The 17,172-nt window shown below is 55.5% G+C and carries 12 protein-coding genes; 10 read left to right on the forward strand and 2 right to left on the reverse strand.

Annotated elements, in window-relative coordinates; genetic code table 11:
- The first annotated feature begins 157 nt into the window (after window positions 1-157).
- Both DNH61_RS25095 and DNH61_RS25100 read left to right on the forward strand, forming a co-directional pair.
- Entirely contained in the window at window positions 158-1,486 is a 1,329-nt protein-coding gene (locus tag DNH61_RS25095; protein ID WP_111149703.1) for an ABC transporter substrate-binding protein, read from the forward strand.
- Window positions 1,483-2,709 carry an ABC transporter substrate-binding protein gene (locus DNH61_RS25100; protein WP_111149704.1) on the forward strand — a complete coding sequence of 409 codons (1,227 nt, stop codon included), beginning with the start codon at window positions 1,483-1,485 and terminating at the stop codon, window positions 2,707-2,709. The genes DNH61_RS25095 and DNH61_RS25100 overlap by 4 nt, the downstream gene beginning before the upstream one ends.
- Here the strand turns inward: DNH61_RS25100 and DNH61_RS25105 are convergent, their stop codons facing one another.
- Window positions 2,710-3,681 carry a GNAT family N-acetyltransferase gene (locus DNH61_RS25105; protein WP_111149705.1) on the reverse strand — a complete coding sequence of 324 codons (972 nt, stop codon included), beginning with the start codon at window positions 3,679-3,681 and terminating at the stop codon, window positions 2,710-2,712.
- A gap of 297 nt (window positions 3,682-3,978) precedes the next feature.
- Here DNH61_RS25105 and pelA point away from each other — a divergent pair, with 297 nt between their 5' ends.
- From pelA to exlX, 5 genes are all read left to right on the forward strand, one after another.
- Entirely contained in the window at window positions 3,979-7,356 is a 3,378-nt protein-coding gene (pelA, locus tag DNH61_RS25110; protein ID WP_111149706.1) for a pectate lyase, read from the forward strand.
- Window positions 7,357-7,500, forward strand: a complete 144-nt coding sequence (locus DNH61_RS26565; protein WP_181438873.1) for a hypothetical protein — start codon at window positions 7,357-7,359, stop codon at window positions 7,498-7,500.
- A gap of 69 nt (window positions 7,501-7,569) precedes the next feature.
- A complete protein-coding gene (locus tag DNH61_RS25115) occupies window positions 7,570-8,271 on the forward strand; it encodes an SIR2 family NAD-dependent protein deacylase (RefSeq protein ID WP_111149707.1) in 702 nt (233 codons plus the stop codon).
- 44 nt (window positions 8,272-8,315) lie between these two features.
- Window positions 8,316-9,149: a sugar phosphate isomerase/epimerase family protein gene (locus tag DNH61_RS25120; protein WP_111149708.1), complete on the forward strand. Its 834-nt coding sequence runs from the start codon at window positions 8,316-8,318 to the stop codon at window positions 9,147-9,149.
- Window positions 9,150-9,446: 297 nt separating this feature from the next.
- Complete coding sequence (exlX, locus tag DNH61_RS25125; protein ID WP_111149762.1) at window positions 9,447-10,109, forward strand: expansin ExlX; 663 nt, start codon at window positions 9,447-9,449, stop codon at window positions 10,107-10,109.
- A gap of 147 nt (window positions 10,110-10,256) precedes the next feature.
- On the opposite strand, the gene DNH61_RS25130 is transcribed toward exlX, so the two are convergent.
- A complete protein-coding gene (locus tag DNH61_RS25130; protein WP_111149709.1) occupies window positions 10,257-11,096 on the reverse strand; it encodes an AraC family transcriptional regulator in 840 nt (279 codons plus the stop codon).
- Window positions 11,097-11,223: 127 nt separating this feature from the next.
- On the opposite strand from DNH61_RS25130, the gene DNH61_RS25135 reads away from it, so the two are divergent.
- The 3 genes from DNH61_RS25135 (at window position 11,224) to DNH61_RS25145 (ending at window position 17,121) form a co-directional block, all read left to right on the forward strand.
- Window positions 11,224-13,287, forward strand: coding sequence for a beta-galactosidase (locus DNH61_RS25135; RefSeq protein WP_111149710.1), 2,064 nt, complete (start codon window positions 11,224-11,226; stop codon window positions 13,285-13,287).
- 76 nt (window positions 13,288-13,363) lie between these two features.
- Window positions 13,364-15,742, forward strand: a complete 2,379-nt coding sequence (locus DNH61_RS25140; protein WP_111149711.1) for a beta-galactosidase — start codon at window positions 13,364-13,366, stop codon at window positions 15,740-15,742.
- An 83-nt stretch (window positions 15,743-15,825) separates the two neighbouring features.
- Window positions 15,826-17,121 (forward strand): galactokinase, encoded by a 1,296-nt coding sequence (locus DNH61_RS25145; protein WP_111149712.1) that lies wholly within the window; start codon window positions 15,826-15,828, stop codon window positions 17,119-17,121.
- Window positions 17,122-17,172 lie beyond the last annotated feature (51 nt).

The following is a 17,172-nucleotide window of genomic DNA, read 5'->3' on the forward strand; positions in this document are numbered from 1 at the left end:
GCTAATCGCCTTGCCAGCAGCATACATGGTATACAAGCTTGGGACATGATGCTATATTAATGGATGGAATATATTACAGGAAATGATATAATATCAAATTGCATCCATATTAATTGTCGATATGGGTGTCTATTAACGTTGGAAGAGGAGCTGTTGTATGAGGTCAGTTCGGCTAACGCTATTCATTGGTTTGGCTGTCGGGTTCCTGCTAACCGGCTGCACTTCCGTATCTGAGCCTGCGGAGGAGGAAGCTGTCATCAAAGTTTTGTATGAATCCAGAGCAGCATATGAGTGGGATTTTCAGAACATGGTAAAAGCAAAGTTCCCACATATCACTGTAGAGGTTATGGAGTATGCTCCTATATTCAAACCGGGAGAGCCGCTCTACGATAGCTTTACGGCCTATATCGATGAGCATCGGCCGGATCTCATCTCGATTCCCTCCTCCATATCGGGTTCATTAAGCAGAATGGTCGAAGAGCAAAGGCTCCTGCCTCTCGACCCATACATTCTCCGGGACCAGTATGATGTTGGCGGGCTTCTTGAAGGCCCGGTCGAGCAAATACGTGCGGCAGGGGAAGGGCAGCTCTATGCACTGCCACTGAGCTTTACAGGTGAAGCATTATACATAAACACCGGACTATTCGACAAGCTGAACATCGCTTACCCGGCAGGCAGTATGACATACAGGGAGATCATGCAGCTCTCCGAAAGATTTGCAGGGGCCGAAGATGTCTACGGCTTCAGCAAGGCAGAGCTGTCCCCAGTTTCTATTTTACTACAGTTGGGAGAAAATGAAGGGCTTGACTGGCTGACGCCATCAGGAGACCGTGTTGTGTTTCACACAAAGGGTTGGAAGGAAGTGTTCGAAAGTTGGATGCAAGTCATGGACAAGTATGTCATATTCGACGCCTCTGAGCACCGGAACAGCCAGTCCAATGGACTGCCCAGACCGCCCTATGATCCTTTCCTGGAAGGGAAATCGGCAATGACGGTTATGGACCCCTCCTACATAGGAACATTGAGGCAACAAGCACCCGACTTGCAATGGAAGGTAATAGGCGGGCCTGTTAAAGGCTCTCAGCGGAATGTTTCAAGCTCCATGAAGCCGGCGACGATGCTGGCAATTCATGCTGAATCTGCGGTCCAAGAAGCTGCCTGGGAAGTGCTGGCCTTTATGAACAGCGAGGAAACGGCTAGGTTGAAGAGTAGGGTTAGTAACGGGAGGTTTAGCCATCTGCCAATCCGAAAGGCATTTATTCAAGAAGATCTGGCAGGTGCTTATACAGGCCTTGAGGCAGACATGGATAAGCTTAGCGTGTACCGCGAACCGGCTGATTATCTGGAAGCCGTACTAAAGGACCTAATTGAGGAAGAGATGAGGCTGGCGGCCGACAAAACGGTTGAACAAATGCTTACCAGCATTGAGGATAAGGCAAATGCCAAGCTGCTGGAATATACAACTAAAACCGGGGTGAACCAATGAAGGGACGTTTCACAAAACGCGCTGCTGCGGGGGCAGCTATCGTAATCATTCTTCTGATGCTGCAGGCCTGTGCAGCACCTCCTGAACCGGAGGAGCTGGAAGGGACATTAAGAATTGCCGTAAATTCTGAGGATGGGTTTAACTACTCGTCAGGCAATGCCCTTGCGATTCACTTCCCTAATGTCAAGATCGAAACAGTGACGAGACCGGAATCCGTACAAACTGTTGCCGACTATATAGACTGGCTGAAAGGCACTTCGGCTGATATGTACATGATAAATCATGAATATTTCTATTATAAGCTGGTGAATGAAGGTGTACTGAAACCGCTTGACCCCCTTCTCAAGAAGAACAAGCATGATACCGGGAGCTATGCTCTTGGTTCGATCGACTATCTGCGGGCCATGGGAGACGGACAGCTGTATGCGCTGCCGGTGGGCTTCGAAACCGAGGCTCTATTCATCAACCAATCGTTATTCCGCTCAGAAGGCATTCCAATGCCTGAAACGCCGCTAACGTGGCACGAGCTGTTAAGCTTGGCCTCCAGCTTCCCGGGAGAACAGAGGGGGTATGATACCTGGTCAACACCGGGTCAGCTCTTGCTGCAAATCAGTGAGCAGGATAACCTTGCCATCTGGGACGGTAAACAGATGACGGTTAATACCGAAGGCTGGATGAAGCTGCTCACTGATTACGAAGGTTTGCTGGGTGAGGAAGCTGATTATCTGGAGTTGACGGACAAAGATAACTTCATAGCGGGAGATGCGGCAATGGCGTGGGCCAAGCCGTCCTATGCGCTGAGGCTGCATGACAAAAAGCTGGACTTCGAGTGGGAAATGATGGCTCCCCCTGCTGGGGCAGGGGGGGCTTCAGATCTTCGTTTTACCGGACTCATTGGTATAGGCTCGGACAGTGATAAGGATTCACTGGCCTGGAGGGTGATGGAATACATGGCCGGTAAAGAGGCGGCAGTACCTAGTCTTGACATACTGCCATTAACGGATGTGCCATCTGCTGTTAGCGGTGTTACGGTGCAGCCCCTTTATGAGCAGCGTTTCGGCACTTTTCGTGCTCCGAAGGAGCCTGTCGAGTTGGATGAGTCACTGCCTCCGATGGCTGCCGAACATTTGACGGCTTTTTTCCAGGGCAGATACACGGCTGAAGAAACCCTGCAGCGGATTGAGTCGGAAGGAAATGCCTTAATTGCTGCTTATCCCAACTAGTTAGAGCATGCCAAATGCATTGCGGCAGGATACTTGCCTTGTGAGCTTATAATAATCCATCGTCGAGGTCTCGACGAAACCGCAGGATTTATAGAGCTGAAGCGCGCCTGCATTGTCGGCAGCCACTTGCAGCATGATTGCGTTAGCCTTGGCCTCCTGCAGCTTGGCTATTGCCATCTGAAGAGTTGCTCTGCCATAACCCAGCCCGCGATATTCGGGCAAAATCCCCAGTCCATAGATGCCTCCTGCAGCTGGGGTCAGCTGAATGTGAACCTTACCCACAACCTGTCCGTCTACTTCCGCAAGATAGATGGTCATGCCCTTCTTCTCCTCCTCTTCGGGCAGGAGCAAGTCTACTTCCGCTTCGGCTGCCGGATCACCACCCAGCTCGTCATGGAAGTAGATCATATTCTGCCGGCTGATCTCCGGGGCATCTGCATTGACAGCCTTGCGAAGCGAAAGATGAACCCCTTCCGGCTGCACAGTTTGATGGTCAGTTCGGAGATACATCTCGTACTCAGTATGCTTATACACCGCGCCAGTCCCTTTGACAAAGGATTGGCCCGGAACAGAGCTGCGGTCAGTCAGCAGAAGCATATCCGACGGCGTTCTCCGTGCCCATTCATCCATAAGCAGCCCGCTTAACTGCTTGAAAATCCCCTGTCTCCTATAGCCGGGGTGCACCATGCCATTCACTTCAATCGGCATGCCTGCACCACCGAAATCGTTAATCCCCATATAGCCGATCAGCTTGGAGCCGTCATAGTAGAGAAAATCATTAATCTGTCGTACGGACGAAGAGCCGGATGCCTCTGACTCTGTTTCTCCGGCGGCCAGCTTGTAATCCAGCTCAAGCTTCAGTGCAGTCCCGTCTGCCTGGCAGCATGCCTGCTCCAGTAATTGAATGGCTTCGTAATCCTCCTGATTGATCCGGGTCAGAAGCTTGATCCATGGGTTATCTATTTTTGCCAAATGCAGCACCTCTATTATCGTTAAAATTGAGACCGCGGCGGGGAAGGGTTCTCCGCCTGTCTATTTATAGAAGAAGTATATCACTCGTCTCTGGAAATTGTCCTTTTATATACGGTTTCCGTCTTCAGGCATTCTGGTTCTCATTGACATTCCGCTATAATCATTAGATTGGGTTCAACCTGTAGGCCTATGATTGCACGGCATCGGAGATAAAGATTATATACGTGATTTAAAGCGCTTACATATAATCAGGGTGTCACTGGATACCATTCTAATGGATGAAAGGGGAACGATCTTTTGAGGAAGGCAAAGCATGCAAGAAAGCTGGTTAGCTTGGCGTTGACATCTGCGCTTGTGACTGCACCTGTTCTGACTCTGCAGCCTAAGCAGGGGTACGCTGCGGAGACGGCGGCAGCAGAAGCGGTTAGTGGAATGACTGCAGACGGCAGTGCCGGACAGGCGTTTGACACGGTTTATGAAGCCGAGAATGCCGCACTATCGGGAGCGATCATTGACAATAAGCATGCGGGCTTTACGGGAACAGGATTCGTGGATTACAACCCGAATACATCAGGCGGATGGCTGGAATGGACAGTAGAAGTACCGCAGGCAGGCGAGTACACGCTTGAATTCCGGTACGCCTCCGGTGCAGCAGAGGACCGGCCGGCAGAGATCAAGGTTGGCGATACAGTGGCTGTGCCGCAGCTCAGCTTCCAGCCGACGGGAGACTTTGCCACCTGGCTGACCACTTCAGCGAAGGTAAACCTGAAGGAAGGAACGAATGTAATCCGCGCCACGGCTACAGGAAACAGCGGCGGGGCTAACATCGACCACCTGCGTGTACATAACAGGCCGGAGTCGAATACTCCGGCGCCTGTGGAATTGGTAGAGGTTGAAGTCCAAGACCTGCTCGGCGGACTGCTGATCCGCAAGCTGGAGTCGCTTGGCATGCTGGCGGGCGAGCAGTCTGCAGCCGAACCCATCACGGGGATTGCGTTCATGTCGCTGCTTAACGATACACTGGGCTTCACCCATGAGGATACGTACAAGAATGTGAAGCTTGAGTCCGAGATATGGGGCAAATCCCTTGCGGACTGGGATGCTTATATAGTAGAGGCCGCCCGGGCAGCGGGATACGTTACAGCCGGTAAGGACGGTTCGGTGGCGGTAGATGAGCCGTTGACCCGAATGGATGCTGCCGTTATGCTAGCGAAAGCACTGAAGCTGAAGGCCGGCAAGGACAGCAGAGGCGCCATAGGGGCGGTCACGAAGGAAGGCTACATGTCGGCAGAGGGCGGCAGGGGCTTTGGCCTGAAGGATTATCTAACGGCCGACGAGGCTGATTTTATAAGAGAGATGCTGGAGAAGAAGGTTAAGGGTGCGCTGGGAGCTGATGAGATTCAAATCGCAGGCGTTCATGCTGTGGCCAGCAACATTGCGGCAGTGACCTTGAACGGCAAGCTGCAGGAGGTGGATGTCAAGGACATCGTGCTCAGTGTGCCGACGGGAAGCTGGAAGTCGCTTACACCGGCTTTCAAGAATCTTCAGCTGACCAAAGCAGCAGTAGGCGAGAACCGTTATGGCAATACGGTGCTGTTCTTCGAGACGGTGGAAGCTTTCGAGGATGGCGGGCTTATCGAGGGCGAGGGAGCGGCGGATGATTTTGCCGGCGATCTGGAGGATGCGGTTCAGAAGGCGAACAATCTGGTCTCCTGGCAGATGGACCACGGCGGCTGGACGAAGGCGATGCCTTATGACAGGGCGTGGGATGGGCAGGAGCCCAAATCCTCACAGACAAGCCCGACCGGTGTTGAGCTTGGCACGATCGACAACGATGCTACTATTAATGAGCTGCGTTTTATCTCGCAGGTGTACCGGGAAACCGGCGATGAAGCATTCAAAGACAGCGTGCGGCGGGGCGTTGATTTTCTGCTGACCATGCAGGTTGAAACCGGCGGCTGGCCGCAGGTTTATCCGCAGCGCGGCAACCCGGGGGATGGCGTCTATTATTCCAACTATGTGACGTTCAACGATAATGCCATGATTAATGTGCTGGATCTGATCGACAATATGCTGGCAAAGAACTACCCGTACGATACGGACTTGGTTGATGCGGAGCGGCTGGAGCAGCTGAAGCAGGCCAGGGATAAGGGGATCGAGTACATCCTGAAGTCGCAGATTGAAGTGGATGGCGTATTGGCGGCATGGTGTGCGCAGCATGATCCTCTCACGTATGAGCCGAGGGGAGCGCGCGCCTACGAGCATCCTTCGGTATCCGGCTCGGAATCGGTCGGCATTGTCCGTTATCTGATGTCCCGGCCGGAGCAGACGGAGGAAATTAAGCGGGCCGTTGCAGGAGCGCTGAAGTGGTTCGATGATGTGAAGCTGGAAGGTATCCGTTATGTGAAGGCTGATCCGAACGGGGAATATTTTGTGAAGGACCCTGAGGCGGTCAGCTGGTACCGGTTCTATGAGATCGGCACGAACAGGGGAATATTCTCCGGGCGGGATGGCGTTATCAAGTACAGCATTCAGGAGATTGAGAAGGAGCGCAGAGACGGCTACTCGTGGGGCGGAAGCTATGCCGCAAGACTGCTGGAGACCGCGAAGACAACCGGATATTATGATGACCGCGTTTATGCGAGAGTCGTGGCGGGCCAATCGGCCGACGTAAGGGGAAGAACGTTGGCGGAAGGTGATATCAGGCAGGCGGGAGATGTCCGGGATCAACTGAGGGCGATGCCGAGCCGTCTGGTTGTGGCACAGGATGGCAAGGGTGACTACCAGACGGTTCAGGGGGCCATTGATGCGGTACAAGCGAACAATACGGATCCGGTTGAAATTTTCGTCCATAATGGTGTGTACAAAGAGGTTGTAACCATCCCCGCGAATAAGCCTTTCATCACGCTGACAGGGGAAAGCGCCGAGGGTACCGTGCTGACCTACGACAACTATTCCGGCAGGGAGAAGCCGGGCGGTGGAACCTACGGTACGAGCGGCAGTGCGAGCGTGTTCATAAGCGGCAGTGATGTTACGGTCCGGAATCTGACGATTGAGAACTCGTTCGATGAGGCATCGGTCGATGTGTCGGGCAAGCAGGCGGTGGCACTGAATGTACGTGGAGATCGGCACCGCTTCGAGAATGTGCGCTTCCTCGGCAACCAGGACACGCTGCTGACCAACGGCGGTACGCAGTATTTCTACCAATGCTATATTGAAGGCGATGTGGACTTTATCTTCGGGGGTTCGCGGGCAGTGTTCGACGAATGCACCATTCATTCGCTCGACCGCGGCTCCTCCAGCAATAATGGCTACATTACAGCGGCCAGCACGATGATCAGCGAGCCGTTCGGCTATCTGATTGTAAACAGCAAGCTGACGAGCGATGCAGCGCCGGGCACGGTCTGGCTGGGCCGTCCTTGGCATCCGGGCGGCAACCCGGACGCCATTGCCAGCGTGGTGTTCATGAACACCGAGATGGGCGCGCATATTAATCCGATTGGCTGGACCGATATGTCCGGTTTCTCAGCGGAAGACGCCCGCTTCTTCGAGTATAACAACCACGGCCCAGGCGCCGTGGTGACGGACACCCGCCGCCAGCTCACCGATGAGCAGGCAGCCGAGTGGACGATCCCGAATGTGCTGAAGGGCTGGGACCCGAAGGCGAAAAATTAAATGAGTCTGAGCCGCTTCCTGCTGGAGGCGGCTCTATTTATTTTCCGTAAGGTTCGCCTGATCAATGATCGTGCTGGCGTCTTTGCGGCGTCTAGCAAGCCAGAGTCACTGAAACAGCCCCAGGTTGTCCCCCTGCTGCCGTGAGTGGTACATTAATGCCAAAGACACGAAATGTGTGAAACGCGATTACTAACATTACGGGGAGGGACAACCATGCTCCAAACCGCTGCAACCATTATCCGCTCATCGAGGCGCCTTGTTGTCTTGACAGGGGCAGGCTGCTCTGTGGATGCCGGGGTGCCGGATTTTCGGTCGCCGTCAGGGTGGTGGCGTCAGATTAATCCGCAGACCGTGGCAACGGTCGAGGCGCTGGAGGGGAACTATGAGCTGTTTCACGCTTTCTACTCCGCTCGCATCAATCATCTCAAGCAGGTGACCCCGCACATGGGGCATGATGTGCTAGGCGGGTGGGAGCAGGCGGGACGTATTCAGCTCATCGCCACACAAAACGTAGACGGCCTTCATCAGCTTGCTGGTAACAAGCAGGTGGAGGAGCTGCACGGCTCGATTCGCAGCTTCCGGTGCCAGAGGTGCAGTGAGCCGGCGAAGGAAGAAGCCTTCCTTGTGGGAGAGGCATGCCGGTGCGGCGGCCGTCTGCGGCCAGATGTGGTGCTGTTCGGGGAAGGGCTGCCGCAGCAGGCCTGGAATGCAGCGCTTCAGGCTATCGAAGCGGCTGATGCGGTGCTTGTAATCGGGACGAGCCTGCAGGTATACCCGGCCAACCAGCTGCCTTATATGACGAAGGGAAAGCTGCTGCTCATCAATAAGGAAGAGACGGGCAGCGAGCACCGGTTCGGCTGCTTTCTTCAAGGCGGTGCCGAGGAGCTATTGCTTCAGCTCGACAAGCTTGTTTGATTTTTAACAAGGCAGCAGATTCGACTTAAGAGGAGGATAGCAGGATGCGATTAGGCGGACAAGTATTTATCGACAATCCCCAGCCGGATACCTGGGCGGAGGCGCTAAAGAATGAAGGCTTCCGGGCGGCTGTATTTCCGGTAGGCGGTGATGCGGACCGGAACTTAATACAGGCTTATGCGGATGAAGCGCGGAAGCGGGACATTCTGATCTCCGAGGTTGGTGCCTGGAGCAATCCAATCTCACAAGATGAGGAAACACGAAGGAAGGCGCTAGAGTTCTGTAAGCAGCAGCTGGCGCTCGCAGAGGAAATTGGGGCCAGATGCTGCGTTAATATTGCCGGCTCGCGCGGCGAGCAGTGGGATGGTCCGCATCCGGATAACTTCTCGGATGAGACCTTCGAGATGATTGTGGAGACAACAAGAGACATTATGGACAGCGTGAAGCCGCAGCGGACCTTCTTTACCATGGAGACGATGCCTTGGGTATTCCCTGATTCTGCGGATACCTATCTGGCTCTGATCAAGGCGGTAGACCGCCCGGGCTTTGCCGTACATCTTGATCCGGTCAATATGATCAGCAGCCCGCGGACCTACTACCGTAACGGGGAGATGATTCGTGACTTCTTCGCGAAGCTGGGACCCTGGATCAAGAACTGCCATGCCAAGGATATCAAGCTGGCGGGCAAATTGACTGTTCATCTGGATGAAGTGGTGCCGGGCACAGGCGCACTGGACTACCGGGTTTTCCTGACAGAACTGAACAAGCTTGATTCCGATACCACGCTCATCATCGAGCATCTGCATACGCAGGAGCAGTACCGGCAGGCGGCTGCCTATATCCGGAACACAGCAACCGAGCTGAATATTAAATTATAGGAGTCAATTCACAGTTCCAACCGAAAATCACTCATCTTTATAAGGCATCAACAGCCAGTCGTCGATCATCATCGGCGGCTGTTTTTTTGCTCATTAGATGGAATACCGCCGGCAGGAGATTTGGACTCTCTATCAATATATGAGATAATAAGGGAGACTTAGCATAATATTCTAGGGTTATAGAGAGATGCGAAAGGAGGGTTGGGTCCCGGCTCTATTACACTTGTTGGAGGAGGTTTTATTATGAACGGTAATAAGAGGATTACCCGAAAGTCTCTCGTCACTTCTGTGGCACTGATGCTGTTTCTATCCGTATTTGCTGCTTCTGCGGGCGCAGCCTGGACTGATTGGCGTTCAAGCTATGCGACCTATACCGGTTCAGGCTATTCCGGCGGCAATGCGCTGCTGGACCCGATTCCATCCACCATGAAGATAACAGCACTCAATCCTATGGATTACAACTATATGGGGATCAAGGCAGCGCTGGCCGGGGCTTATCTGGAGGTGCAGGGTCCCAAAGGAAAGACCGTGGTCTACGTAACGGACCAGTATCCCGAAGGTGCGCCGGGGGCGCTTGATCTTTCCCCGAATGCTTTTGCCAAGATTGGTGATATGAAGGCCGGTAAAATCAACATCAAATGGCGTGTGGTCAAAGGGCCGGTGAAAGGCAATTTCACCTACCGGATCAAGGAAGGCAGCAGCCAGTGGTGGGCCGCTATCCAAGTGCGCAACCACAAGTATCCCGTGCTGAAGCTGGAGGTTTATAAGGATAAACGCTGGATCAGTCTGGAGAAGACGGAATACAATCATTTTGTGGGAACAGGCCTTGGAACCGCCAAGCTGAAGGTCCGAATCACGGATATCCGTGGAAAATCGGTCACCGACACGATCCAGGCGCTTCCGGCAAATGGTACTTCAACTGCCTATCTCGTGCCGGGCAGCGTTCAGCTGCCGGACTGATGGTTCACCGGGCCAATCAGCGGTACCTATGACAAACACCGTAACGGGTTCATATAGACCTGCTACGGTGTTTTTCCTGTGCATGGACAGTCTAATCCTGCTGTCAGTACAGCTTCCGGATCAATTAGTGCCTTCCACGCTGCCGCACTACCGGTCCCTGAACCTCTTTGGCGTCTCGCCATAGGTGCGCTTGAACATGCGGATAAAATAGCTCGTTTCCATCCCGAGCGACTCCGCTACACGCTCCACCGAAACGGAAGCATCCTCCTTCAGCAGCTGGGCCGCTGTCCGCATGCGGAGCTGAAGGATATAATGCTGCGGGGTCATGCCGTAGCTTGCAACGAACAGCCGGTGAAAATGCTGCGGCGAATAGCCTGCGGCCCTTGCCACATTTGCCAGCAGCAGCCGCTCGTTGTAATGGTCATGGATCAGCTTGACGGCTGTTTGCAGCCCGGGATGCTGCACGCCTGATGAGACGGCCGGCCTCGCCGCGGACTTCTTGTCCGCGCTTAAGCCCTCCAGCAGCGTCACCATCATGTCATACATCCGCTTCGAGGCTTCCCAGTACGACTGCTCCCCGTTCAGGCTGATCAGCTGCCACAGCGATTCCAGCTGGTCCCAGAGCCGGTCGAAACGGCTCGTTGTCAGCACGGTCCGTGCCTGCGGCGCCATCTGCTCCATTAGCGGCCCGGCCGCATGCCCATTGAAGGCGGCAAAGCCAAGATCCCAGCGGTCGCTGGACTGATCGGGAAAATAAGCATGCGGTACGCCCGCGGGCAGCAGCAGCATCGTGCCGGGTGTCAGCGTCAGGTCGGGCTGGCCTTCAATGCGGAAGGTACCCTGTCCGCTGCGGGAGAGGAACAGCTGATGGGCGTGGTAGCCGTCCGGCCGCTCCAGCCACTTCTGTTCATGGCTGCCAACGCAGCAGACATACAGCGGCAGGGTATGCTCCATATTGGCAAACTCCGCCAGCAGGAAAGGCATCATAAGAAGACCTCCATGAGAAGATTGTACGATTATTGGATGGTTCTATTCTACTTGTTCGGGCGGGTTATCGTCTACTATAAGAGTAAGATAAGAGCATTAAACGATACAGATGAGGAGCGATCATATAATGGCTAAGAAATTCCCTCCGGTCAGCAGCAAGCTGCCGGTACTGATGCACGGCGCGGACTACAATCCGGACCAATGGCTGCACGACCCGAAGGTGCTCGAAGAAGATATCCGGCTGATGAAGCTCGCGGGCTGCAATGTAATGGCAGTCGGCATTTTCTCCTGGGCGGCATTCGAGCCGGCCGAGGGTGTATTTAATTTTGAGTGGATGGATAAGGTTCTGGATTCGTTCGCGGCAAACGGCATCTTCGCCTGGCTGGCTACGCCGAGCGGCGCGCGTCCGGCATGGATGTCGGAGAAATATCCCGAGGTGCTGCGCGTAGAAGCGAACCGGGTCCGCAACCTGCACGGCATGCGCCACAACCACTGCAGCTCGTCGCCGGTTTACCGCGAGAAGACAGCGATCCTCAATGGCAAGCTGGCGGAGCGCTATGGCCATCATCCGGCTGTTATCGGCTGGCATATCTCGAATGAGTTCGGCGGCGACTGCCACTGCAGCTACTGCCAGGACGGCTTCCGCCAGTGGCTGCAGAACAAATACGGCTCGCTTGATGCGCTCAACAGCGCATGGTGGACGTCGTTCTGGGCGCATACGTACACAGACTGGAGCCAGGTGGAATCTCCAGCGCCGCACGGCGAGAACATGGTACACGGCCAGAACCTTGACTGGCGCCGTTATGTGACGGACCTGACCGTTGACTTCTGCCGTCACGAAATTGAGTCGGTCCGCTCGGCTAACCCTGACCTGCCGGCCACAACCAACATGCATATGATCGAGGGATTGGATTACCGCAAATTTGCGGACATTCTGGACGTCATTTCCTGGGACGCTTACCCGACCTGGCATGATGCAGCGGACGACAGCAAGCTTGGCGCTTCGATCTCGTTCTATCATGACCTGTACCGCTCCCTGAAGCAGAAGCCATTCCTCCTGATGGAGAGCACGCCGAGCCTGACGAACTGGCAGCCGGTCAGCAAGCTGAAGCGCCCGGGCATGCACAAGCTGTCTTCCCTGCAGGCTGTCGCACATGGATCGGATTCGGTTCAGTACTTCCAGTGGCGCAAGAGCCGGGGCTCGAGCGAGAAGTTCCACGGCGCTGTTGTCGACCATGTAGGCCACGAGCATACACGGGTATTCCAGGATGTAGCCGAGCTGGGACGCAGCCTTGCGGACATCTCGGAAATCACCGGAACGCCGACGCCATCGCAGACGGCCATCCTGTTCGACTGGGATAACCGCTGGGCGGTAAAGGATGCGCAGGGACCGCGCAACTCGGGCATTCACTATGAAGAGACCGTACTGGCCCATCACCGCGCACTTTGGGAGCAGGGCGTGCCGGCCGATGTGATTGGCTCAGAGGATGATTTTGCCGGCTATAAGCTGATCATCGCACCGATGCTGTACCTGTGCCGGGAAGAGACGGGTAAGAAGCTGGAGCAGTTCGTCGAGAACGGCGGCACGCTGGTGACGACTTACTGGTCCGGTGTGGTCAACGAGAATGATCTCTGTCATCTGGGCGGCTTCCCTGGACCGCTGCGCAAGACGCTTGGCATTTGGGCGGAGGAGATTGAAGGCCTCTATGACTATGACCGCAACGGCGTAGCAATGGAGCAGGGCAATGTGCTGGGTCTCAGCGGCAGCTTCGAGGTTGCCGAACTGTGCGAGCTGATCCATACCGAAGGCGCCGAGGTGCTCGGACGTTATACGGATGATTTCTACGCAGGCAGACCGGCATTGACCGTCAACAAGCTGGGCAAGGGTCAAGCCTATCATATGGCAGCGCGGCTGCAGGATGATTTTCTGGGCGGATTCTATCAGGCTATCGTGAAGGAAGCTGGTCTTGCCAAGGCTGTAGAAGCTGAGCTTCCGGCAGGTGTGACCGCACAGGTGCGCACGGACGGCGAATCCGACTATGTATTCGTAATGAACTTCAGCGGACGCGGGCAGTCCGTCGAGCTGGACAGCCGCCAGTATACGAATCTCGAGTCGGGCGAAGCGGTCAGCGGCAAGCTGGATCTGCCTGTGAACGGCGTTGCCGTTCTTAAGCGTTCTGCCAGAGCATAATAAGCCACGATGAGACAGCAGCAGGCCGGGACGCAGTGCCTGGCTTGCTATCTTTTTATCAGGAGGTGCATCAGCTATGCAGTATAGGTTGAACGCCAATGTGCCGCCGAAGGCCATATACCGTTCCTCTCTGAAGCTTGGCGGGCGAAGCCCCGAAGGAGACGAAATCTCATTCACAAACTACTACATGGAGCTGAACGGGCAGCCTTGCTTCGGCATCTGCGGCGAATTCCATTATTCACGTTATCCAGAGGAGCACTGGCAGGCTGAACTTGCCAAGGTGAAGGCATCGGGCATTACCATTGTGGCGACGTATATATTCTGGAATCATCATGAGGAGCGGGAAGACGATTGGTGCTGGGAAGGTAACCGCAATGTTAGGCGGTTCATTGAGCTGTGCGGCCAGAGCGGTCTCTATGTGATGCTGCGAGTTGGACCATTCTGCCACGGCGAAGTGCGCAATGGCGGGCTCCCGGATTGGCTGTTCGGACGGTCATTTGAGGTTCGTTCCAATGATAACGGTTACATGCAGTATGTAGGCAGGCTGTACGATGAGATTGGACGGCAATCCGCAGGGCTGATGTTCAAGGACGGCGGCCCGGTGATCGGCATCCAGCTGGAAAATGAATTTCAAGCCTCCGCTGCGCTCTGGGAGCTGACGGCGAAGCAGGGGGACGAATATATAAGCGGCGGCACTGGCGGCGCGGAGCATATACGGCGGCTGAAGGAGCTTGCGCTGGAAGCGGGCTTGGAAGCGCCTATCTACACAAGCACAGGCTGGGGCGGGGCCCCTGTCCTGGAGGATGAGGTGCTGCCTCTATACGGCGGCTACGCCTACACGCCTTGGTTCAACAATGGTACTGGCAAGGAACAGGAGCCGACACGGGAGTATCTGTTCGAGAGTTATCATGAGGATGGGGCGAAGGGCGAGTACAACCCGCCTTATCCGAAGTCAAAGTATCCGTATGCCTGCTGCGAGATGGGCGGGGGCATGCAGGCCTGGTACGGCGCAAGATTCCAGGTGGACCCGGAGAGCGCCGCAGCGATGAGTCTGGTGAAAATCGCCGGAGGCTGCAACTTCGTCGGTTACTACATGTTCCACGGAGGCACGAATCCGGTCACGGAGTCAGGCTATCTGAATGAAAGCACAACGCCGAAAATCACCTACGACTTCCAGGCGCCGATCGGAGAGTTCGGGCAGGTGAGGCCGTCCAATCATCCGCTGCGCCTGCTGCATTATTTCCTGCAGTCCTTCGGCAGACAGCTCGCTCCGATGGCGGCTGTACTGCCGGACGGAGCGGGGAAGCTGGAGCCGGACGACACGGATACCTTGCGTTATGCAGCCCGTACGGATGGGGAATCGGGGTTCCTGTTCGTGAACAATTACCAGGATCATGTGAAGATGCGTGAGCACCGGGACGTGCGGTTCAGCATTGAGCTTGGCGCTGAGACGCTGCGGCTTCCGGCCTCCGGCTCGCTGACGGTTCCGCCGAGAGCGTCGTTCGTGCTGCCGCTGCGCATGGAGCTGTCGGGTTTGCGGCTCCGCCACGCCACAGCACAGCTGGTTACGATGCTGGAGTCGGAGCACGACTCCACCTGCTTCTTCGTCATGCCGGAAGGAATCGACGGCGAACTCGTGTGGGAAGCGGAGGGGATCGAGGCAGTGGAAGGCGGCGAAAGTAGAGTTGACTATGACCAGGATGGAAAATGCTGCCGCGTTACCGTACCGCATCAGCATTCCGGCAGCATCACCATCCGCCGAACAGGCAGCAAGAAGCCGATCCGGGTCTATGTGATGCCGTACCGGGAAGCGTGCACCATGTGGCTGCTCGAAACAGGCGGCCGCAAGCGTGTGCTGTTCTCGGAGGTGCCGGTTGCGGCTGACGGTGACAGGCTTGTCTTTCACAGCTGCGGGCAGCATGAATTCACGTTCCGTGAATATACGAATGATCACGCGAACGATCATGCGGAAGATCATGTCGAAGATCATTCGGATGGTCGGGCAGCTCCCTATGTGCTGGAAGGTAGCGGTTCCCTGTCCGCCGAGCGGGATGGCTGGTTCCAAACCTGCCGTGTAACGGTGCCAGAGCAGCGGGTCGGCATGACCGTCAAGCCGCTTCGCCCGTTGAAGACAGCGGTCTATCTGGAGGACGGCATGCCGGACGGTCTGGAGGATGTGCTGCTGAAGATTGATTATACCGGGAATGTGGGCTATGCATTTACGCAGGGCAGGCTGATGCATGATCACTTCTGGAACGGTGACCCATGGGAAATCGGACTTGCGCGATTCAGAGAATCGCTTGAGCTTGCAGGCGGCGAGCTGATCTTGGAAGCGACGCCTTGTCGGGGTGGAGTACCGCTTGCCGAAGTCGAAGCGCAATCCGGCAGCACCCAAGCGGCTGCAGGCATCCACAGCGTAACCGCTGTGCCGGTGTATCGGATCATCCTGAAGTGACATAACAGTTCAACTTAGGTATATGACCCCTATATTCCCGAAGGGACGATAGGATTACGGCTAACGAATGGGGAGGAGCAACAATGTTAACAATTGAGCAAACGAGGGAGCTGCTGGAAGGCCAACATGCAGCGGCATTCATGACCGAGCTGTACGGGGAGGATCAGCTGCAGGAGCAGCTAACCCGGTACAGCGGGCTGCTTGATACGTACCAGGAGCATTACGGCAGCGGCGAGGTGGCACTGTTCAGCGCGCCGGGTCGCAGCGAGATCGGCGGCAATCATACCGACCATAATCACGGTAAGGTGCTGGCGGCCAGCATCAATCTGGATACGATCGCGGCAGCGGGCAGGGTGGAAGAGCCGGTGATCACGATCATCTCGGAGGGTTATCCAGGCAAATGCGAGGTTGACCTGAGACAGCTTGAACCGGCCGCGGGCGAATCACCTACCTGTTCCCTCATTCGCGGCATAGCGGCAGGCTGCGTAGAGGCGGGTTATAAGATCGGCGGCTTCAACGCCTATGTGACCAGCAATGTGCTGTCTGCGTCAGGCCTCAGCTCCTCTGCGTCCTTCGAGATGCTGGTCTGCTCGATCCTGAGTGCCTTCTATAATGAAGGCGCGCTGGATGCGGTGGCCATGTCCCAGATTGGAAAATATGCCGAGAACCGCTTCTGGAACAAGCCGTCCGGTCTGCTCGACCAGATGGCCTGCGCTTATGGCGGGCTGGTCGCCATTGATTTTGAAGACCCCGCACAGCCAGCGGTGACAGGGGTTCCGTATGATTTTCGCGGCAGCGGCTATTCGCTGGTTATCGTGAGCACAGGCGGCAACCACGCCGACCTGACGGAGGACTACGCGGCGGTGCCGGGTGAGATGCGGGAGGTGGCGCAGATGCTCGGCAGGGATATGCTGCGCGGCCTGACACCGGAGGATGTATATCGCAATATGGAAGCACTCAGGGAGCGGTGCGGAGACCGGGCGGTGCTGCGGGCGCTGCATTTCTTCGCGGAGAATGACCGGGTGGATGAAGAGGCGCAGGCACTGGAGCAGGGTAATATGATCCGGTTTCTTGAGCTGATCAAGGAGTCCGGCAACTCCTCCTGGAAGTGGCTGCAGAACTGCTACCGGGAGTCGGATGTGCGCCATCAGGGCATTACGGTTGCGCTTGCAATTACGGAGAATTATCTGCAGAAGCTCGGCACAGGAGCCTGCCGTGTGCATGGCGGAGGATTCGCAGGCGTCATTCTGACCATACTGCCAGTAGAAGAAGCACGGGCATACGCCCAGTTTATCGAGAAGACGATCGGAACCCGCAGTTATATCATTCAGGTCCGTCAGCATGGGGCGATTTGTTTGAACCGGTTTCTTGTTCAGTAAATAACAATTAGCTTACGAGTGCAAAAGAGTTATTAAAAAGAAAATAGTAGC

Origin of the sequence: Paenibacillus sambharensis (genome assembly GCF_003233845.1) — a bacterium.
Lineage (GTDB): Bacteria > Bacillota > Bacilli > Paenibacillales > Paenibacillaceae > Paenibacillus_I > Paenibacillus_I sambharensis.